At 67.6% G+C, this 19,438-nt stretch carries 14 protein-coding genes and 2 pseudogenes; 5 read left to right on the forward strand and 11 right to left on the reverse strand.

The window, feature by feature from the left end:
• Nucleotides 1–129 (forward strand): annotated as a pseudogene (locus tag MKK60_RS11785) (IS5/IS1182 family transposase); the annotation flags it as partial.
• 929 nt (nt 130–1,058) lie between these two features.
• Here MKK60_RS11785 and MKK60_RS28680 read toward each other — a convergent pair.
• Nucleotides 1,059–1,295 (reverse strand): annotated as a pseudogene (locus MKK60_RS28680) (hypothetical protein); the annotation flags it as partial.
• Between the two features lie 327 nt (nt 1,296–1,622).
• Between MKK60_RS28680 and MKK60_RS11790 the strand changes: the two are divergent.
• Both MKK60_RS11790 and MKK60_RS11795 read left to right on the forward strand, forming a co-directional pair.
• Nucleotides 1,623–2,297 (forward strand): plasmid pRiA4b ORF-3 family protein, encoded by a 675-nt coding sequence (locus MKK60_RS11790; RefSeq protein ID WP_243985948.1) that lies wholly within the window; start codon nt 1,623–1,625, stop codon nt 2,295–2,297.
• A gap of 547 nt (nt 2,298–2,844) precedes the next feature.
• A complete protein-coding gene (locus MKK60_RS11795; RefSeq protein ID WP_243985949.1) occupies nt 2,845–3,147 on the forward strand; it encodes a hypothetical protein in 303 nt (100 codons plus the stop codon).
• Nucleotides 3,148–3,341: 194 nt separating this feature from the next.
• Here the strand turns inward: MKK60_RS11795 and MKK60_RS28685 are convergent, their stop codons facing one another.
• Both MKK60_RS28685 and MKK60_RS11800 read right to left on the reverse strand, forming a co-directional pair.
• The gene (locus MKK60_RS28685) at nt 3,342–3,824 is read right to left on the reverse strand and encodes a tyrosine-type recombinase/integrase (RefSeq protein ID WP_409567391.1); all 483 of its coding nucleotides are present in this window, start codon (nt 3,822–3,824) and stop codon (nt 3,342–3,344) included.
• Between the two features lie 15 nt (nt 3,825–3,839).
• Nucleotides 3,840–4,604: a hypothetical protein gene (locus MKK60_RS11800; protein ID WP_243985950.1), complete on the reverse strand. Its 765-nt coding sequence runs from the start codon at nt 4,602–4,604 to the stop codon at nt 3,840–3,842.
• A 172-nt stretch (nt 4,605–4,776) separates the two neighbouring features.
• Here MKK60_RS11800 and MKK60_RS11805 point away from each other — a divergent pair, with 172 nt between their 5' ends.
• On the forward strand, nt 4,777–6,399 hold the full coding sequence (locus MKK60_RS11805) for a glycosyltransferase (RefSeq protein WP_243985957.1): 1,623 nt from the start codon (nt 4,777–4,779) through the stop codon (nt 6,397–6,399).
• A 16-nt stretch (nt 6,400–6,415) separates the two neighbouring features.
• On the opposite strand, the gene MKK60_RS11810 is transcribed toward MKK60_RS11805, so the two are convergent.
• The 8 genes from MKK60_RS11810 to MKK60_RS11845 form a co-directional block, all read right to left on the reverse strand.
• Nucleotides 6,416–6,997 (reverse strand): SCO family protein, encoded by a 582-nt coding sequence (locus MKK60_RS11810; protein ID WP_147843809.1) that lies wholly within the window; start codon nt 6,995–6,997, stop codon nt 6,416–6,418.
• A gap of 215 nt (nt 6,998–7,212) precedes the next feature.
• Nucleotides 7,213–8,661 carry a siroheme synthase CysG gene (cysG, locus tag MKK60_RS11815; protein WP_243985961.1) on the reverse strand — a complete coding sequence of 483 codons (1,449 nt, stop codon included), beginning with the start codon at nt 8,659–8,661 and terminating at the stop codon, nt 7,213–7,215.
• Between the two features lie 44 nt (nt 8,662–8,705).
• The gene (locus MKK60_RS11820) at nt 8,706–11,408 is read right to left on the reverse strand and encodes a nitrate reductase (protein ID WP_243985963.1); all 2,703 of its coding nucleotides are present in this window, start codon (nt 11,406–11,408) and stop codon (nt 8,706–8,708) included.
• Between the two features lie 113 nt (nt 11,409–11,521).
• The gene (locus MKK60_RS11825; protein ID WP_243933155.1) at nt 11,522–13,114 is read right to left on the reverse strand and encodes a sulfite reductase subunit alpha; all 1,593 of its coding nucleotides are present in this window, start codon (nt 13,112–13,114) and stop codon (nt 11,522–11,524) included.
• On the reverse strand, nt 13,111–14,895 hold the full coding sequence (locus tag MKK60_RS11830) for a NirA family protein (RefSeq protein WP_147844307.1): 1,785 nt from the start codon (nt 14,893–14,895) through the stop codon (nt 13,111–13,113). The genes MKK60_RS11825 and MKK60_RS11830 overlap by 4 nt, the downstream gene beginning before the upstream one ends.
• Nucleotides 14,896–14,907: 12 nt before the next feature.
• Nucleotides 14,908–16,185: an NAD(P)/FAD-dependent oxidoreductase gene (locus MKK60_RS11835; RefSeq protein ID WP_243985971.1), complete on the reverse strand. Its 1,278-nt coding sequence runs from the start codon at nt 16,183–16,185 to the stop codon at nt 14,908–14,910.
• Nucleotides 16,186–16,885: 700 nt separating this feature from the next.
• On the reverse strand, nt 16,886–17,902 hold the full coding sequence (locus MKK60_RS11840; protein ID WP_243985973.1) for a CmpA/NrtA family ABC transporter substrate-binding protein: 1,017 nt from the start codon (nt 17,900–17,902) through the stop codon (nt 16,886–16,888).
• Between the two features lie 21 nt (nt 17,903–17,923).
• Nucleotides 17,924–18,511, reverse strand: coding sequence for an ANTAR domain-containing response regulator (locus tag MKK60_RS11845; protein ID WP_147729847.1), 588 nt, complete (start codon nt 18,509–18,511; stop codon nt 17,924–17,926).
• Between the two features lie 241 nt (nt 18,512–18,752).
• On the opposite strand from MKK60_RS11845, the gene MKK60_RS11850 reads away from it, so the two are divergent.
• The gene (locus tag MKK60_RS11850; protein WP_243948842.1) at nt 18,753–19,322 is read left to right on the forward strand and encodes a hypothetical protein; all 570 of its coding nucleotides are present in this window, start codon (nt 18,753–18,755) and stop codon (nt 19,320–19,322) included.
• Nucleotides 19,323–19,438: the final 116 nt, after the last annotated feature.

A 19,438-nucleotide genomic window follows, 5' to 3' on the forward strand; every position in this document is an offset into this window, starting at 1 on the left:
AGCTTCGGCTGGATCGCCCGCTGCCGCAGGTTGGCTCGCGACCACGAGGCTACCCCGTCCTCTGCGCTCGCCTTCTTCGTCCTCGCCGCAGCCATGATCCTCGTCAGACGGATCGCCCGAGCTTTATGAAACAGGGTCTGATACGAACCATGATAAGCGAGTGCTATTTTCTGTTCGTCTCGACTTACAGCACATACATCAGTGAGAAAACGCCCCTGATTTACATCATAGTTTAACGCCGTCATGATCACCGCATCATCGACATCCTGATATTCATTGATGCCGTGCGGCGTGTGACCAACATTGAAACCGTTCGCCATTGACGCAAAATTACTACTATTCTCATACTCCTTGTTATCTTGCCAACAAAATTCCGATGAACCGAACGACGCCGTTGCTGCATCCACGAACATCGGCCGCAATTCAGGCACTTCTACCTGTGATGATTTTGACCAATTCCTTTCCGACGCATAGTAAAAGTCGATGAGATACCCGTTTTCATGGCATCCATAGCGCATCGCATTCATAAGGGATTGGTCCAGAACGAATTTCACGCCCTTCTGATCAAACCACTTGAATAGTATGGTATCTTCCATCTTCGCGCCAAGAATCGTCACAGATTGAAATCCTTGGAAGACCGAAGGATTCAGCATCGAGAAGCTCACAAGCTCACGGTCGTCTTTGCTTCCGTTTAGGAGTCCGCAATAGCTCCTTCTATCAACGTACGTGGTGTATTTTCGATCGTAGATACGCTTAGCAAGAGGATTAATCATATTGTAGAAAGCGTCTCCCTTCACGTTGTCGGCAATCTTACGAATCACCGATAAGTTGCTCGCTTTCAATTGAGCGTAGATCGATCCAATATCATCAACCATGAGGGCATCAGTGAACTCATGGTGCGTTTGGGGTATCTTGATGCTCGCCGGGATGAACGCTTGAGGAACTTCATCGCAAAATAAATGGAAGCGTTCTCGTCGCTCGAAGTATGGCAGCATCATATAAGCAGCCCAAGTGACGATGATGACGTGCGGCTTGTCATACGGGTACTTTAAGTGCTGGGTAATATTAGCAACGACATGGTTTCCGCACGTTCTTTGATTAAACACCTCGACGTGTATATGCGGGTAACGCTTTGCTAGTTCCGCCTGAGTTTCGAAGGCGAGGTTCATGGTAGGCTGAATTAGAATGATGGTTTCCCCGGCTTGGACTAACTCGTTGAAGCGGCCAATCAGAGCATAGGTCTTCCCTGCACCGGTTGGCGCGGGACAATAGTTGATGATAGTCACTGATAACATCCGTCAGAAAATACTCTCTAAGACAGCACCTACGAATTGCGATCTAAGACGAGTTTTGTTATATGTATTATACCACATACGATAGTCAGCCTTTGGGAAGGCTGACTATCGTAGTGATGGCGAAAATAGGACATGGCCGTCGCCCAAGCCCTATCGCCGACTTTGTTATACGCAGTGCGGTAACGAATGAATGCTGGTCGAGTTGCGTCATCTGCCGCAATGGTGCGTTGTAGCTAAGTTTCAAGCTATCGGCTTACGGTACCGGGCTAGCACGCTTTCAGATACTTGTGGGATTACTCAGCTGCATTCACGTTTGTGAGCGCCAGCATGAAACGGAGACCTGTTACTTCTGAGTACCGTTTCAACAAGGCGATGCGTTACTATCATTGTATGCCCGAGCGGAGTCGTATCGCCCGCCTTCGCATCACCCTGGATGACACCGAGCCAACCATCTGGCGGACTGTCGAGGTGCTGCTTACCGCAAGCCTCGTGCTCCTTCATGAGGTAATCCAGGCAGCGATGCCCTTTCAGGACTATCACCTATTCCAGTTCCAAGAGGGAACGGTCCGCTACGCCATTCCAGACCCGGAATGGCCGGATGGGAGCACCCGCAGCGCAAAGACCACAAAGGTGGCGGCGCTCGTGGATCGGGGCACCATCGCCTTTGCCTGCATCTACGACTACGGGGACAACTGGCAGCACACCATCACGGTCGAAGAGGTTTGCCCGGCGGTCCTTGATGTCGCCTATCCGCGCTTCCTCGACGGTGAGAGGCGAGTACCACCTGAGGACGTCGGCGGAACGATGGGCTTCGAAGAGTTCCTCGAAGCCGTCACCAAGCCCCGGCATCGCGAGCGTAAGAGGATGCTCGAATGGTACGACGGTCCGTTCGATCCCGAGATGCTGGACCGGGAAACTATTGAAGCCGGTATGACGAAGTTGGTTCGCCGCCGCGGTATCGGGCAAGCAGCGTTCGCTAAAAGCCGGCCTGAACGGTCATGACGTTTTGACCAAGGCGAAGGAACAGCGAGCACGGAAAGCCTGCAACCGTAGCCAAATGAGCACGAGCGGTCACGGCATCACCAATTGGCATTCGCGCTTCGGCATTGCGTAGGTCAGCCTTAGCCGAGAAATCTACGCAAACTTCATCAATTTATAATGCGCCCCGCAAAGTTCTGAGGCAGCGTCTCCGATGCCGAGACCGCGAGTTTATTTCGGCCGCACCTTCGCCGGCACACCCAGTTCCGACATTCTGGCGAAGGTGCAAGCGTTGCCCTGACACGCTTCGCGATTTGGATTTGATGCTGCAACCCTCCGAAAGGATGAGGGCGATGGACCATCAAGTGCCAGATGGGTCAGCAGAAGATTGGGGCACCATCGCTTTCGTTATAGTTTTCATCATGTTGATATTTGAAGGCTGTTTTCTCCTTGCCTGCCTGTTATGGATAGACCTGTAGTAGACCACTTTTGCTGCCGACAAGTGCGAAGCGAATAGCCAACTGCATAAAATGCCTGAGCTTGTCGGTTTAATGTCAATTCGGAGGTAGCTATGATCCCTTATCGTGTGAGCGTGTTGGCGCTTGATGCCAACGACCGTCGAAGCCACGAGGTCAAACTCTTCGCGACCTATGCTGAGACCGACGACGATGCGTTGCACACTGTGTCAGATGTGATGCCTGATGGGTGGCGGGTAGATCGGATTGTCGGCCTGCTGTCTCGCGTCGAGGTTGAGCGGTTGCGTCTGTCTCACGGAGAGGTGCGAGAAGTTTCATCCTTCACGATCGGTGGCTTGTTCCTCCCGGAGGATACCGAGTACGCGAGCAACGGTGATACCTCGAATACAACTCACTAAGGCCGTGCCCGTCCCTCTGCATTAAGCCCCGCTGTGGCAACTCGGCAAACATAATTGTCTTCGCAAATGTAAGCATGCGGATTGCGAATCAAGGCATATTCCATCATGTATAGGGTAGATGATTGCTTAAGAAGACTGACAAAACTTCCGCATAGCAATTAATTTCATGCTATTATTCTCATAAATTAATAATTCTAGTACATTATTTTATCAATCCAATGCTTAAGGATCGACATTGGGGAGCCTAACCCGTAGTTTTTTGCAAGTGTGACCCTTTCGTGACCGAGGAGCTCATACTGAATCTCTAATGGACAGCCTACGGCACGCAGCCTGTCTTTAGCCCTGTGACGCAATGAATGGATCACCTTTGACTTGCTGCCAGTGCATTTCGAGCTATCATAGCTTATTCCAAGGTTCTTAAGGTGGTTGAGTATCCTATTTGATGCTGCTGCTGGTCGGCCTCGAAATATCGGTCCGTTGATGCAGTTGGATATGTGGGGTATCACCAGTTCCGGGATGGGTACGCGGCGTTTGCTCGAAGGTGTTTTTGTTCCAATCTTAACGTATCGTATACCTTCCTCTTCATGTTCTTCTGTAATTTGGAACGGTTCTCCAAGTCGCATTCCTGTGCAGGCTAACCATAGCCACAATGCTTGGTCGCGCTTGGATAGACGCAAGAGATTGGCTTTTACTTAGGCCATATCGGCGTTTGAGAGTGGGAGCCGCTCCAATGCATCTCGCTTCCGAGGAACAACTCCGACGAATGGGTTTCTATCGACCTTACCGTCTGCTAGCGCGATGTTGAACGCCGCACGTAAGCTGCTAATCTTCTTTTCAACTGTTGCGCTCTTGTGGGTTCGATCCAAAAGCTGTCTAGCGAATGCGCGGGCATCGTCTCGATTGTACTTACTGTAGTGCTTGTGTCCTATATGGCTAGTGAATTGCTCCCACGTTTTCCTGGCCTCTGACTGTATGCGACTGCTGACATTATTTTGTTCGGCCCATGTATCTATTATAGTCGATCCGGACGTTTCAGTTCTGTTTCCGGCGTTGACTGCCGCGAACAGCTTGTGTTCCTCTTTCGTCGCTGGCGGCTTCGTCAAGGTGATGATCAATTCATTATTACGGTTCTCTATTAAGTCGCCGATTTCGTCGTACACTTTGACGTGCGTTTGAGATGCTTCGATGTATGTTCCATTGTCGTAGTGTGTGCGTTGTCCAACAGGATATAGATATTCCTGCACGTAATTTCCTAGCTTCATTTGATTAGTTGTATGCAAAACTATTCTATGTTTTATAATTAGTTCGTTAGCTCTAATCAGAGCAAGTTCCTTATCGGTAGTTCCTAAGCTTCTTTCGAAGCTCTTATAGTGTCTATCGTTAATGACGGTGTTCTGTAGTCTTACATACCAGTTCTGAGAACCCTTACGTCGGAAGAGGTAGCGATCGACGCTCATACGAACTCCTAGCGGCAGTGCTTAGTGACACGGTTTAGAGGCATATATAGCGGCATATGGTGCGTTATGAAACAATGACTTAGATTGATCGCACTGGGGCGTAGAGCCCTATTACCGGGCGCTCGCCCGCGCGCTCGACGCGGCCTACCTCGACGGGCCGATCCCGCTCGGCATGGGCGCGCGCTTTCCCGACAGCCTCTCGCTCGGCATGGCGCCCCTGGTCCTCGGGGCCCCCGCCCCGGCGGTGCTGGCGCCGCGCGGGCGGCAGATCGCCGAGCTGCTCGCCGGGCGCAGCCCGCGCGGGCGGATGCCGGCGGTGACGAGCCCGACCCGCCTGCGCGCGGCCCTGTTCGCGGCGATTCCCGAGGCCATCGCCGGCTACGCGGTCGACGACCTCGAGGCGAAGGCGCCGGACTGGGCCTTCGGCAGCCGTCCCCTGGGGCCGGCCCTGGCGCTGGTCGCGCTCGTGGCGTATGCCGGCATCGTGGTGTTCGAGGCCCTGCCCCCGTTCCTCGCGATGATCCTGGTCGTGGCGGCGCAGACGCTGTTCCTGGTGATGGCGATCTTCCGCGTCGGCGCCGTGTTCGTCGGCGTCCCGACCGTCCCGCCGCCGATCGCCTCGCCCCTGAGCGACCGCGACCTGCCGACCTACACCGTCCTCGTGGCGCTCTATCGCGAGGCCCGCGTGGTGCCGCGGCTCGTCTCGGCGCTGGCCCGGCTCGACTATCCGGCGGCCAAGCTCGACCTGAAGTTCGTCGTCGAGGCCGACGATGCCGGCACCATCGCCGCACTGGCGGAGGTCCCCCTGCCCGCCCGCTTCGAGGTGATCGCGGTGCCCGACGGCCGGCCGCGGACGAAGCCGCGGGCGCTCAACGTCGCCCTGCCGCTCGCCCGCGGCGAGCTGCTCGTGGTCTACGACGCCGAGGACGTGCCCGATCCCGGCCAGCTCCGGCTCGCCGCCGAGATCTTCGCGCGGGCGCCCGCCCGCACCGCCTGCCTCCAGGGCCGGCTGGTGATCGACAACGCGGAGGATTCCTGGATCGCCCGGTGCTTCGCCATCGAGTATGCGGGCCTGTTCGACGTGCTCAATCCGGCGCTGGCGCAGTGGCGCCTGCCGATGCCGCTCGGCGGGACCTCGATGCACGTGCGCACCGAGGTGCTGCGCAAGCTGCACGGCTGGGACGCGCGCAACGTCACCGAGGATGCCGATCTCGGGATGCGGCTGGCCTGCGCCGGCTACGAGGTCGGCGACCTGCCGAGCGCGACGATCGAGGAGGCGCCGAACAACCTGCCGGCCTGGCTGCACCAACGCGTCCGCTGGATGAAGGGGTTCCTGCAGACCACCGTCACCTACGGCCGCCGCCCCGCCGAGACCTGCCGGCAGCTCGGGCGCCTCGACGCGCTCTGCGCCGTGACGCTGCTGCCCGGCGCCGTCGCCTCGGCCCTGGTCTATCCGATCTTCCTCGTCTGGGCGGGCGCCGACTTCCTGCTCCAGGAGATCCCGGCCGCGCCCGAGCCCTGGCCGAACCTGCCGCTCGCCGTCGCGATCACCCTGTTCCTGGCGGGATCCGCGGCCCTGGTCCTGCCGGCGGCGCTCGGCTGCATCCGCCGGGGCTGGTGGGACCTGCTGTGGTTCGTGCCCGGGATGCTGCTCTACTTCGCCCTGGTCAGCGTCGCCGCGTGGCTCGCGGTGATCGAGTTCGTCCGCGCGCCCTCGCGCTGGAACAAGACCGAGCACGGGCTGTCGCGCACCTCGCGCAGCGGCCTGCTGCGTCCGCGGCGCCCGGCGGCGTGAGGCCCACGCCGGATGCTCAGATCCGCCGCGCGAGCTCCGCCGCGGTCTCGTCGGCCGGGCGCATCAGGTTGAGCGCGCCGAGGAAGCGGTTCCTGCCGTCCATCACGTAGACCAGCGCGGTGTGCTCCATCGTGTAGTCGCCGTCCTTGCCCGGCACCTTGCGGCTGTAGGCACGATAGGCCTTCACGGCCGCCGCCACCTGCGCCGGGCTGCCGGTGAGCCCGGCGATCCGCGGATCGAAGCTCGACAGGTAGGCCTTGAGGCTCGCCGGCGTGTCCCGCTCGGGATCGACGGTGATGAAGGCGACCTTCATCGCCTTGGCCTTCGGCCCCAACGCCGCCAGCACGTCCGAGATCTGCTGCAGCGTGGTCGGGCAGATGTCGGGGCAGTGGGTGAAGCCGAAGAACACGAGGTGCGTGGCGCCCGCGAAGTCGGCCTCGGTGACGGCCTTGCCGTCCTGGTCGACCAGCGCGAACGGCCCGCCGACGCTCGAGGCCGCCACCTCCGTCCGCTCCGGCATCAGCGTGAACACGGCCGCCGCCGTGAGCCCGACGAAACCGAGCACGAAGGCGATGATGGGCAGGAGGGCGCGGCGCATGGAGGTGACCTTCTCGCGACGGCCGCTGGAACAGCATAGGCGGCCGCGGGAGGCAAGGTCGGGGCACCTCGGAGGCCCCCGGCGCTTTGCCTCAGGCCCGCGTTCCGTCGTGCGCCTCCCTGGCCTGGAACCCGGTTCGGCAAGTGCCCGCGCGACGCCCTCACGATGCGTCCGGCGTCACGATCGGGCTGGCCGCAGACGGGAAGCGGCCGGGTCTAGATCGCCATCTGCGCCTGCTCGAGGCAGTCCGCGACACTCTGTTCCTTGAGCGCGTCGCCCACCATCAGGATCGCCGGTCCTTCGAGCAGCGAAGCCTCGACCCGCTCCGCGAGATCGGCCGCCGTGCCCCGCAGCGCCGCCTGGTTGGGCCGCGTCGCGTTGAACACCAGCAGAGCGGGCGTCGCCGGTGCCAAGCCTTCGGCGACCGCGCGGTCCAGCAGCACCCGCAGGGTGCGCTTGGGCATGTAGACCACGGTGGTGACCGAAGGGTCGGCGAGCGCCCCCCAGTTCAGGTCGTCCGGCAGCGCGCCGCGGCGGTCGTGGCCGGTGACGTATTGCAGGCGGCGCGCCGCGTCGCGGTGGGTGAGCGAGACGCCGAGGGAGGCGGCCGCGCCCTGCGCCGCGCTGATCCCGGGCACCACGGCGACGGGGATGCCGGCCTGCCGGCAGGCCTCGATCTCCTCGCCGGCGCGGCCGAAGATCAGCGGGTCGCCGGACTTGAGGCGCACCACCTGCTTGCCGGACTTGGCGAGCGAGACCATCAGCGCGTTGATGTCGTCCTGGCGGCAGGAAGGGCCGTGGCCGGTCTTGCCGACCAGCATCGTGCGCGCCTCGCGGCGGGCGTAGTCCAGGATCTCGGGGGCGACGAGGTCGTCGTAGAGGATGACGTCGGCGTTGCGCAGGGCCCGCAGCGCCTTCAGCGTCAGCAGCTCGGCATCGCCCGGCCCGGCGCCGACCAGCGTCACCGCCCCGCCCTTCGGCGCGGCCTCGGTCTGCGCGAGCAGCCTGTCGAGGTCGGCCTGCGTCGGGGCCCGGTCGGGCTCGGCGAAGGCCAGGTCCGAGAAGCGCTCCCAGAACCCGCGGCGCTCGCTGAACCCGTGGAAGCGGGCGGTGACGCCCTCGCGCCAGTCCCGCGCCGCCGCGACCCAACGCGAAAACCCGCGCGGCAGCATCGCCTCGATGCGCGCCCGCACGGTCTGCCCGAAGACCGGCACCGCGCCTTCCGTCGAGATGCCCACCACCAGCGGCGAGCGGTTGACGATGGCGCCGAACTTCACGTCGCAGAGATGCGGCCGGTCGACGGCGTTGACGATGGCGCCGGTGCCGCGGGCGGCCGCGACGAAGGCGACGCACTCGGCCTCGTCCTCCATCGCGCCGATGCAGAAGGCCGAGCCCCACAGGTCGTCCGGCGTCCAGGCCCGCTCGTGCAGGGTCACGCTGCCGGCGACGATCTCGCCCGGAACGTTGCGCATCTCCTCGCTCGGCTCGGCGGCGTAGACGTCGACGTGGGCGCCGGCGGCGGCGAGCAGCTTCACCTTCCACGGCGCGCCGCCGTTCGAGCCGGCCAGCACCGCGCGCTTCCCCTGCAGCGGCACGAAGACGGGTAGGACGGCGAGGGGCTCGAGGCCGGCGCGGGTCTCGCGCGGCTGGCGGGGCGTGCTCATGAGGGTCGGCTTGGATCTCGGCAGGGTCACGGACGAACCTGATGCTACGCGGCGTCGCGCGCAAGCGCCTCCGGCAGCAGCTTGCGGATCTCAGGGATGCACGAGCCGCAATTCGTGCCGGCCTTGCAGGCCGCGCCCACCGCCTCGACGGAGCCCGCTCCGCCCGCGATGGTCGCCGTGATGACGTCGAGCCCGACCCCGTGGCAGGCGCAGACCACCGGCCCCGCCCCGGCGGTGGCGGCGCGGCCCGAGAGCAGGGCGCGGCGCTCGGCCGCGCCGGGCACCGCCTCCGCGAACAGGGCCTTGGCCGCCTCCCAGTCGGGCCGGCCCGCGTCGGGACCGAACGCGAGGCAGGCGAGGAGGCGCTCGCCGTCGTAGACCGCGCAGCGGTAGCGGCCGCGGGCGTGGTCGGCGTACTCGGCGAGCTCCAGCCCCTGGAACAAGCCGCGCATCAGCAGCATGGCCTCGCGCGACCCGTCCTGCGTGGCGAATTGCAGGCCCGCGCCGCCGGCGATCGTGGCGCGCGCCCACCACCATCCGGCGGGCGCCGCGACCGGGTCGCGGCTGAGCAGGAAGCCCCGCGAGCGGTAGGCGGCAGCCTGGATCGCCGCTGGCGTCGCCTTCAGCTCGGGCTGGCCCGAAAGCGGGTCGGGCACGCCGCGGACCAGCGCCCCGACGCGGGCCATCGAGGCGTTCGAATCGTTCCAGTGCATCGGCATGAACAGGTTGCCGGGCGCCACCGCCTCGGTGACGATCACCTCCAGCTCGGCGGCGCCGTGCGCGGTCGAGACCCGGGCGAGGCCGCCCTCGGTCAGGCCCGCGGCGGCGGCGTCGCGCGGATGCACCTGGACGAAGGGCACCGGGCGATGGGCCGAGAGCCGCTGGCTCTTCCCCGTCCGCGTCATCGTGTGCCAGTGGTCGCGCACCCGGCCGGTGTTGAGCACGAAGGGCATCGCCGCGCTCGTCGCCTGCGCCAGGGCCGGCGCCTGCACCGCGACGAAGCGGGCGCGCTTGTCGAAGGTGAAGAAGCGGCCGTCGGAAAAGAGCCGCGCCTTCGTGCCGCCGCGCTTCGTCAGCGGCCACTGCACCGGCAGGTTCGTCTCGTAGGCGGCGTCCCCGATGTCGGCGAGCGCGCCGATGTCGAAGTCGCGGGTGCCGTTGTTCTCGAACGCCGACAGCGCGGCGTGCTGGCGGAACACCGCCGCCGCCGAGGTGAAGCCGAAGGCGGCGCCGTGGCCGAGGCGGCGCCCGACGTCGGCGAGCACCGCCCAGTCCGGCCGTGCCTCGCCCGGCGCCTTGAGGAAGCGGCGCTGGCGCGTGATCCGGCGCTCGGAATTGGTGACCGTGCCGTCCTTCTCGCCCCAGGCCAGGGCCGGCAGCAGCACGGTCTTCCGGGCCGTGGCGCGGGCGGTGTCGGAATCGGCCATCACCTCGGAGACGACGAGCAGGTCGAGGCCCTTCAGGGCCTCCTTGATCGTGTCGGCCTGCGGCATCGAGACCAGCGGGTTGGTCCCCATCACCCAGAGCGCCTTGATCTTGCCGCGGGCGACCGCGTCGAACAGCGCCACCGCCTTCATCCCCTCGCCGGTGATGAGGTTCGGCGCGTTCCAGAAGCGGCGGACCTTGTCGACCTCCTCCGGCGCGAAGTGCATGTGGGCGGCCAGCATGTTGGCCAGCCCCCCGACCTCGCGCCCGCCCATGGCGTTGGGCTGGCCGGTCAGCGAGAACGGCCCCGCGCCCGGCTGCCCGATGCGCCCGGTGGCGAGGTGGCAGTTGATGATCGCGTTGCCCTTGTCGGTCCCCTGCGCCGACTGGTTCGCGCCCTGCGAGAAGGCGGTGACGACGCGCTGCGTGGCGGCGAACAGGTCGAAGAAGGCGGAGACGTCCGCCTCCGACAGGCCGGTCGCCGCCGCGGTGGCGGCCAGCGTCGGCGCGATCGACTGCGCCCGCTCGAGCGCGCCCTCGTAGCCGGAGGTGTGGTCGGTCACGAAGCGGGCGTCGCACGCGCCGATGCGGTCGAGATGCACCAGCAGGCCCGAGAACAGCGCGCTGTCGGTCCCGGGCCTGAGGCCGAGGAACAGGTCGGCCTCCTCCGCGGTCTCGGTCCGGCGCGGGTCGACCACCACGAGCTTGGTGCCGCGCGTCGTGCGCGCGTCCACCATCCGGCGGAACAGGATTGGGTGGCACCAGGCGGTGTTCGAGCCGACGAGCACGATGACGTCGGCCTCGTCGAGGTCCTCGTAGCAGCCCGGCACGGTGTCGGAGCCGAAGGCCCGGCGGTGGGCGGCGACCGCGCTCGACATGCACAGGCGCGAGTTGGTGTCGACGTGCGGCGTGCCGAGGAAGCCCTTCGCGAGCTTGTTGGCGACGTAGTAATCCTCGGTGAGCAGCTGCCCGGACAGGTAGAACGCGATCGCGTCCGGCCCGTGGGTCTCGGCCGTGCGGCGGAAGGCGCCGGCGACGGTGCCGAGCGCCGATTCCCACGACACCCGCGCGCCGTCGACGTGCGGGTGCAGCAGGCGGTTCTCCAGGCCCAGCGTCTCGCCGAGCGCCGAGCCCTTCGAGCACAGGCGGCCGAAATTGGCCGGGTGCGCGGTGTCCCCGGCGATCCCGGCGCCGCCCTTGCCGTCCGGCGTCGCGATCACCCCGCACCCGACGCCGCAATAGGGGCAGGTGGTCCGAACCGCCGCAGCCTGGTTCGCGCCCTGCTGGTTCGAGACCTGGGGCTCCGGCACGTGCACGGTCATGGCAGGGTCCTCGTATTCACGACGTCGGCCGGCGCCGGCGGAGGCAGCAAGAGTCGGGCCGGGCTCTGCCAGCGCCGCCCTTCCCGCGCGAGCGGGAGGGCGGCCCTGTCGGCTCAGTACACGTCGGCCTGGTAGCGCCCGGCCTTCTTCAGCGCGCCGAGATAGGCCACCGCCTCGTCGGGGGATTTGCCGCCGTGCTGGGCGGCGACGTCGATGATCGCGCGCTCCACGTCCTTGGCCATCCGCTTGGCGTCGCCGCAGACGTAGAAGTGGGCGCCCCCCTCCAGCCACTTCCACAAATCGGCGCCGTTCTCGCGCATGCGGTCCTGGACGTAGGTCTTCTCGGTGCCGTCGCGCGACCAGGCCAGCGACAGGCGCGTCAGCACCTTGTCGTCGCGCATCCGGGTGAGCTCGTCCTTGTAGAAGAAGTCGCTCGCCTGGCGCTGGTGGCCGTAGAACAGCCAGTTGCGCCCAGGCGCCTGCGTCGCGGCGCGCTCGCGCAGAAAGGCCCGGAACGGCGCGATGCCGGTGCCGGGGCCGCACATGATCACGTCGGTGGCGAGGTCCTTCGGCAGCCCGAAGCCGTGCGCCTTCTGCAGGTAGATCTTCGCCCGGGTCTGCTCGGGCATGCGCTCGCCGAGATGCGTCGAGGCGACGCCGAGCCGGAGGCGCGAGCGGTGGTTGTAGCGCACCGCGTCCACCGTCAGCGAGACCTTGCCCGCATCCATCTTCGGCGAGGACGAGATCGAGTAGAGCCGCGGCTGCAGCTCGTCGAGGGATTCGAGGAAGACCTCGGCGTCCGGGCGCGCGCCGGGAAACTTGTGCAGGGCGCCGAGCACGTCGAGATAGGCGGCGTCGCCGTCCGGGTCCTCGCCGGCCGAGAGCGCCTTGGCCTTCCGCCGGGCCTCGCCGGAGGTCAGCAGCGAGAGCAGCTGGTAGAGCCCGTCGGGGGCGGCGCCGAGCGAGTAGTCGGCGATCAGCCGGTCGCGCAGGGTCTTGCCGCCGATCACCCGCTCGGGGCGGGCGCCGAGCTCGGCGATCACCGCGTCGGCGAGCGCCGGCGCGTTGGCCGGGAACAGGCCGAGCGAATCGCCGGCCTCGTAGCTGATCGGCGTGTCCCTGAGGTCGAACTCGACGTGCCACGTCTCCTTCTCGCCGCCCGGCTCGTTGAGCCGGCGACGGCCGAGGAAGATCGCCTCCACCGGGTTCTCGCGGCAGAAGCCGAGGGGGCCGAGGTCGGCGGCCTTGTCCGCGGCCGCGGCCGCGGCCGGCGCGGCGGCGTCGCCCGTGCCGAACTCCTCGTCGAGCTTCTTCAGCATCCGGAGCGTCTCCTTGCCGCCGGGCTGGCAGAGGTTCAGACGCGCCTCGCTCTTGAGGAAGATGGCGTTGGCGTAGTCGGCGCAATTGTAGCCGCACTGGCCGCAATCCTGCTGCGCCATCGCCGCCATGAGCTTCTGCGGCTCGGGCCGGGCCTTGGCCATCTCCATGCGCTCGGTGATCGGCAGCGACGGGTCGTGCCAGGGCGCGTCGTCGTTGTCGGCGAGCTTGGGGCCGCCGGCCATGTCGCCGGGGGCCAGGGCGGTGGCGCCCTCGACCGCCGGGCCGAGGAGGGCGGCGAAGTAGCCCGACAGCCACGAGCGCTGGTCGGCGGAGAACGGGGCGTTCTCGGGGACGAGGACGAGGGGGGGAGAGACGTGCTCGCTCATGCGGCTGCCTTGAGGGCTGGCTGGTCTTCGGCAAGGTCGCGCAGGGCTTCCGGCCCGGTGCGCGCCGTGAAGGTCTGGAAGCTCTCGTCCGGCCCGGTGCGGCGGGCGAGGTAGGTGCGCAGCAGCGCCTCGACGCGGGACGGCGCGTCCTCCGCCTTGATCGCGGTCCAGATCTCGGTGCCGATCTTCGGGTTCTCGGCGAAGCCGCCGCCGACCACGACGTCGTAGCCCGGAACGGTGTCGCCCTCCTCCGAGACCACCACCTTGGCGCCGATCAGGCCGATGTCGCCGATGTAGTGCTGGGCGCAGCTGTGGTGGCAGCCGGTGACGTGCACGTTCACCGGCACGTCGAGCTCCGGCAGCGCGGCCTCGACGTGGTCGGCGATGATCATCGCGTCGCCCTTGGTGTCGGCGGCGGCGAACTTGCAGCCGTTCGAGCCGGTGCAGGCGACGAGCCCCGCACGGATGCCGGCGGCCTTCGTGGTGAGCCCGAGCGCCTGCACCCGCGCCTCCACCTCGGCGACCTTGGCGTCGGGCACGCCGGAGAACAGGAAGTTCTGCCAGACCGTCATGCGGATCTGCCCGTCGCCGCATTCCTGCGCGATCCGCGCGAGCGCGCGGACCTGGTCGCTCATGATCTTGCCGACCGGCAGGATCACGCCGACCCAGTTCAGCCCGGGCTGGACCTGCGCATGCACGCCGACATGGGCGAACCGGTCGGTGGTGCGGCGCGGCGCGACGTGGGCGGGGTCGACCCGGTCGAGCTTGCGCCCGAGCTTCTCCTCGACGGCGGCGAGGTACTTGTCGAAGCCCCAGGCGTCGAGGACGTACTTCATCCGCGCCTTGTTGCGGTTGGTCCGGTCGCCGTTCTCGATGAACACCCGGATGATCGCATCCGAGACCGCGTTGCAATCCTCCGGCCTCAGCACGATGCCGGTGTCGCGGGCGAGGTCCCGATGGCCGGAGATGCCGCCGAGCACCAGGCGCATCCACACGCCCGGCGCGACGCTCGCGCCCTCCAGCACCTCGATCGCCTGGAAGCCGATGTCGTTGGTCTCCTCCAGCACCGCGACGATGCCGCCGCCGTCGAAGGCGACGTTGAACTTGCGCGGCAGGCCGTAGAGCGACTGGTCGTTGATGATCCAGTTGTTCCAGGACTTGGCGAGCGGACGCGTGTCGAGGAGCTCCTGGGCGTCGATCCCGGCGGTGGGCGAGCCGGTGACGTTGCGGATGTTGTCGGCGCCCGCGCCGCGCGCCGTCAGCCCGATGTCGACGAGTCCGTCGAGGAAGGGCTGGGCGTGCTCGGGCGCGATGTGGCGCACCTGGAGGTTCGCCCGCGTGGTGACGTGGACGTAGCCGCCGCCATGCGCGTCGGCGAGGTCGGCGACGCCGGAAAACTGCCAATGGTGCAGGATGCCGTTGGGGATGCGCAGGCGCGCCATGAACGAGGTCTGGTTCGGGGCGACCCAGAACAGGCCGTGGTAGCGCCAGCGGAAGTTGTCCTCCGGCTTCGGGGCCTTGCCGGTGGCGGCCTCCACCTTCAGCCGGTTGTGGCCCTCGAACGGGTTCTCCGCGCGCTTCCACTTCTCCTGCTCGCAGAGCTTGCCGCCGGCCTTCACCGTGCGGTCCTGCGCCTTGATGTGGATCGCGTCCGGCCCGGTCGGCTCGGGCGGCGGACCGCCCTGGCCGAGGGCGAGGCCACCGGTGAGGCGGGCGGCGGCGACGCCCGAGGCGAAGCCTTCGAGGTAGCGTTGCTGTTCGGCGTTGAAGTCTTCAGCCATGGTCTGCCTCCTTCACGCTGCCAGATTCTTGGCGAGGGGTTCGGCCGGGGGCGCCGCGGGGCGCCCGAACATCAGGTCGTCGATCTGATCCCCGACCGGCGCGCCGGTGCGGATCAGGGTCTTGCACAGGCCCTGCTCGCCGATGTCGCCGACGAAGACCGCGCCGATCAGGCGGTCGCGCTCGACCAGGAGCTTGCGGTAGAGGCCGGCGCCCGGATCGCTCATCACGATCGCCTCCGCGGTGTCGGGCGTGTCGACCACGCCCGCGGAGAACACCGGCAGCCCCGAGACCTTGAGGCTCGTCGAGAGCGCCGTGCCGGAATACTGGGCCTCGAGCCCGGAGAGGTGGCGGCTCAGGGTCTCGGCATGCTCGTAGGCCGGCTCGACGAGGCCGTAGACCATGCCGCGATGCTCGGCGCATTCGCCGAGCGCGAAGATCCGCGGGTCCGAGGTGGTCATCCGGTCGTCGACCTTGATGCCGCGCCCGGTCTCGATCCCCGCGCCCTGCGCCAGGGCGAGGTTCGGGCGCACGCCCACCGACATGACGACGAGATCGGCCGGCAGCACCGTGCCGTCGGCCAGGATCAGGCGCTCGACGCGGCCGTCGCCCTCGACGCGGTCGGTGTCGGCGTTGAGCAGGACCTTGACGCCGCGGGCCTCCATCGCCCGGCGGACCAGGGCGGCCGCGGAATGATCGAGCTGCCGCTCCATCAGCCGGTCCATGACGTGGAGCAGGGTGGTGTCGACGCCGAGCCGCGCCAGCCCGACCGCCGCCTCGAGCCCGAGCAGGCCGCCGCCGATGACGATGGCCTTGGCGTGCTGGACCGCCGCCTTCCGGATCGCCGACACGTCCGCCAGGTCGCGGAACGTGATGATGCCGGGCAGGTCCATCCCGGGCTTGGGCAGGCGGATCGGCACGGAGCCGACCGCGAGCACCAGCTTGTCGAACGGCAGGACGTGGGTCTCGCCGACCACGACCAGCGCGTTCTCGCGGTCGACCTGCGTGGCGGGGGCGCCGGTGATCAGGCGGATGCCGTGGCTCTCGTACCAGTCGAGCCCGCGGAAGGCGCAGGCCGCCTCGTCGACCTCGCCGCCGAGGAGCGAGGACAGCAGCACCCGGTTGTAGGCGGCCACCGGCTCGGCGCCGACCACGGTGACGTCGTAGCGGCCGGGCGACCCTTCGGTCAGCCGCTCGAGAAACCGCAGCGAGGCCATGCCGTTGCCGATCACGACGAGCCTCTCGCGCGGGATCTCCGCGGCTGGAACCTGATCCGTCTGGGCTGTGAGCATCGGTGGAAGGGTCTCGTCCTCGATTGCGCCGGGCACGTCCGCCACGAAAAAAGCCGCCGCCGATCGACCTCCCGGCAAGCGTCGCCGCCCGCGAGGAGACATCGGTTCAGCGGCCTCGCTGACGGTGCTGCCCGTCGTCGTTGACGGGTCGGATCACCTCAGCAGGTTCCGTGCCAGTTCGGCGGGACGAGGCTCGCGCGCTCTGCCGGGCCCGGCCGAGCGGTCGGTGCCCGGTTTCGCGCGGAGGGTGTGCGCTGCACAAAGATGAGGCGAATGAAGCCCGATCGGGCAGGGGCCCACGATGCACCCTCGACTCGACCGCGCAGCGTCGCGGGCCCGTCGAACGCGGGAAGGACGCTCGGCGGGGGGGCGAGAGCGTCCAGGAGGCTTGTGCCCGGCGGGTCGGCTAGATGAGGGTCGAGAGGGCTGCCATCAGGCCGACGACGGGGACGGCGCCGATGAGGAGGGCCCACCGCCAGGGGGGCGCTGCCCGCGCCCGCCGGTTGTCGTTCATCGCCCGGGGCGCGCGGCCCCGGTGCCGGACATAGGCCGAGAGGTCCACGCGTCCGCGCGAGGCGGGAATGGACGAGGCGGTGTCGAGCTTGCGGCAACCTGGCATGGCATGACGATAACGACGTCGCGGCCTCCGCGTTCCGTTTCCTCGCAGGCGATTCCGTCGGATGCGGGCGTCCCGCAGGTCTCAGGCGGGGGATAGTCCGGCCGCCGCGTAGAGATCCGGGCGGTAGACCGCCTCCGCGGCGGGCAGGAGGTCGTCGAGCGGCCCCTGCCCGGCCGCCTTCATCTGCGCCAGCACCCAGCCGGCATGCGCGGCGCGCGGCTCCTGCGCCGCCGCGTCGAGGCGCAGGTAGTCGGGGGCCTCGCGCTGCAGACCCGTCCCGTCGAGGACGATCGTGCCCTCGAGGGTGCGGGCGATCAAGGCGGGATCGAGGTTGAGATAGGCCCGCCGCGCGAGCCGGTGGGCGAGCTCGGAGCGGTTCGCCGGGTCCGCGCACCAGCGCCCTGCCCTGGCGACGGCCCGCACCAGGGGCGGGATCGCGCCGTCGAGCCGCGGCGCGACCGCGAGGACCTTCTCGGGCGCGTCCGGCGCCACCTCGCAGCCGAGCGCGGCGATGCGCCCGAGGCCGGCCGCGACCGCGACCGCGTTCCAGGGCGCGCCGGCGCAGAAGCCGTCGACGATCCCGCGCGCCAGCGCCTCGACGCTGTGCTGGGGCGGCACCGCCACCAGCCGGACGGCGGCCGGGTCGAGGCCGCCGGCCTCGGCGAACAGCCGGAGCTGATAGGTGTGCGAGGAGAACGGGTGGACGGTGCCGAGCGTCAGCGGCTTGCCGGCCTGCCTCCGCGCGCGCGCGACCTGGGCGAAGGCGCGGGCGACATCGGCGAGGCGCTCGCTCTCGGGCGCCATCGCCGCCCAGAGGCTGCCGGACAGGGTGATCGCGTTGCCGTTCAGGCTGAGCGACAGCGGCACGATCAGGTCGGAGGGCGGCCCCGACAGCCCGAGCGCGCTCGCCAGCGCCAGCGGCGCCAGGATGTGCGCGGCGTCGAGGTAGCCGAGCGCCAGCCGGTCGCGCAGCGTCGCCCAGGACGGCTCGGCGGTGAGGTCGAGATCGAGCCCTTCGGCGCGGGCGAAGCCCATCTCGTGGGCGGCGATCACGGGGGCCGCGTCGCAGAGGGGCACGTAGCCCAGGTGCAGTCTCATCTGCGAAGTCTCATCGCGCCCTCATCCGAGCAGGTCGGCCGCGGTGACGATCGCCCGCGCGATGTCGGCGATCTTCCGCTTCTCGTTCATCGCCTTCTTTCGCAGCTGCTTGTAGGCCTCGTCCTCGGACAGGCCCTTCATGCTCATGAGGATGCCCTTGGCGCGCTCGATCAGCTTGCGGTCGGCGAGCTCGCCCCGCGCCTCCGACAGCTCCCGCTGCAGCCGCGAGAACGCGTTGAAGCGCAGGATCGCGATGTCGAGGATCGGCTTGATCCGCTCGGGCCGCAGGCCGTCGACGACGTAGGCCGAGATCCCGGCATCGACCGCCGCCTGCATCATCGTGGCGTCCGAGCGGTCGACGAACATCGCCACCGGCCGCTCGACGTGGCGCGCGACCCCCGACATCTGCTCCAGGATGTCGCGGCTCGGGCTCTCCAGGTGGATCACCACCACGTCGGGGGCGAGCGCGGCGACGCGCTCCATCAGGTCGGCGGTGTCGGCCATCACCACGACGCGGCCGATCCCGGCGGCGCGCAGGCCCTCCTCCAGGATCGCGGCACGCGCCCGGCTCGGATCGATCACGGCGACGGTGAGGCTGGTTTCGGTCATCGGGGCCCGGCGTTGGGCGGCAAACGGGGCAGCAAGTCGGAGCGTGGCCGCGACGCATGCCGCCGGCCGTGTCGCAAGGCAAGCGGCGTGCCCCGTTCCGGCGGAAGCGCCGCGCCGAGGCGCTCGCCCCGCGGCCCTGATCGCGCCGCGCAACCGAGCGGAAAGGAAACGGTCCAGCTTCCGCCGCAAATGCAGGGCACCTCTGTGGCCGTCGCGACGGTGCGGAGGTTCGAAGGATCGGATGTCGAAGCCAGACCCCTTCGCGGCCCTCGACGGTGGCGGTTCCGGCCGCCTCTCCCTCCCCTTCCTCCCGACCCTGGTGACGGCGCTCGTTCTCGGCGCGGGCTCGCTGATCTGCCGCGAGCCGGCTCCGACGCCGCCCGCTCCGGTTCCGGCGGCCTCGGTCGCGCCCCACGCCTTCCATGCGGCGGCTCCGGTCGAGGCCGCCCTGCCCCGGTTGCCGGCCGCCATCGCCTTCGCGCAGGTGCCGCCGAGCTTCGTCCTGCCGGAGATCCGCACCGCGGCCGCGCCGCATCCGGTCGCCCGGGTGGCGACCGCCGCGCCGCTCCGGCGCGCCTGCACCGCCCCGCGCTGCGCGGAGGGGCCGCCGCGCCGGCCCGACCCGTTCTCCGAGATCGTCCGGCCCGCGCCCGTCGAGGCGCAGGCGCAGGCCCGCGACGGCCTGCTGCCGGACCTCGCCCTCCCCTTCGCCCCGGCCGCGCGCGTCGTCGGGGATGCCGCCGCCTACCTGCGCAGCGGGGCCTCGTCGCTCGGCAGCTCGGTCGCGCTCCTGGTCGACCGCCTGAACTGAGGCGGCCCGGCATCCCGCGCGATGCTGCAGTGCGGCCGCCCGACCGGGGCCGCGATCCGACCCGCACCGCCCCCACCATCGGATTTCCCGGGCGCGCCCTGGACCGCATCGCGTCG

Origin of the sequence: Methylobacterium sp. J-092 (assembly GCF_022829325.1) — a bacterium.
In the GTDB taxonomy this organism is placed as follows: domain Bacteria; phylum Pseudomonadota; class Alphaproteobacteria; order Rhizobiales; family Beijerinckiaceae; genus Methylobacterium.

What these genes read in the sequence shown, in the direction of transcription:
- MKK60_RS11790 (WP_243985948.1), top strand. Translation starts at nt 1,623, where the DNA reads ATGAAACGGAGACCTGTTACTTCTGAGTACCGTTTCAACAAGGCGATG.
- MKK60_RS11795 (WP_243985949.1), top strand. Translation starts at nt 2,845, where the DNA reads ATGATCCCTTATCGTGTGAGCGTGTTGGCGCTTGATGCCAACGACCGT.
- MKK60_RS11800 (WP_243985950.1), bottom strand. Translation starts at nt 4,604, where the DNA reads ATGAGCGTCGATCGCTACCTCTTCCGACGTAAGGGTTCTCAGAACTGG.
- MKK60_RS11805 (WP_243985957.1), top strand. Translation starts at nt 4,777, where the DNA reads ATGGGCGCGCGCTTTCCCGACAGCCTCTCGCTCGGCATGGCGCCCCTG.
- MKK60_RS11810 (WP_147843809.1), bottom strand. Translation starts at nt 6,997, where the DNA reads ATGCGCCGCGCCCTCCTGCCCATCATCGCCTTCGTGCTCGGTTTCGTC.
- cysG (WP_243985961.1), bottom strand. Translation starts at nt 8,661, where the DNA reads ATGAGCACGCCCCGCCAGCCGCGCGAGACCCGCGCCGGCCTCGAGCCC.
- MKK60_RS11820 (WP_243985963.1), bottom strand. Translation starts at nt 11,408, where the DNA reads ATGACCGTGCACGTGCCGGAGCCCCAGGTCTCGAACCAGCAGGGCGCG.
- MKK60_RS11825 (WP_243933155.1), bottom strand. Translation starts at nt 13,114, where the DNA reads ATGAGCGAGCACGTCTCTCCCCCCCTCGTCCTCGTCCCCGAGAACGCC.
- MKK60_RS11830 (WP_147844307.1), bottom strand. Translation starts at nt 14,895, where the DNA reads ATGGCTGAAGACTTCAACGCCGAACAGCAACGCTACCTCGAAGGCTTC.
- MKK60_RS11835 (WP_243985971.1), bottom strand. Translation starts at nt 16,185, where the DNA reads ATGCTCACAGCCCAGACGGATCAGGTTCCAGCCGCGGAGATCCCGCGC.
- MKK60_RS11840 (WP_243985973.1), bottom strand. Translation starts at nt 17,902, where the DNA reads ATGAGACTGCACCTGGGCTACGTGCCCCTCTGCGACGCGGCCCCCGTG.
- MKK60_RS11845 (WP_147729847.1), bottom strand. Translation starts at nt 18,511, where the DNA reads ATGACCGAAACCAGCCTCACCGTCGCCGTGATCGATCCGAGCCGGGCG.
- MKK60_RS11850 (WP_243948842.1), top strand. Translation starts at nt 18,753, where the DNA reads ATGTCGAAGCCAGACCCCTTCGCGGCCCTCGACGGTGGCGGTTCCGGC.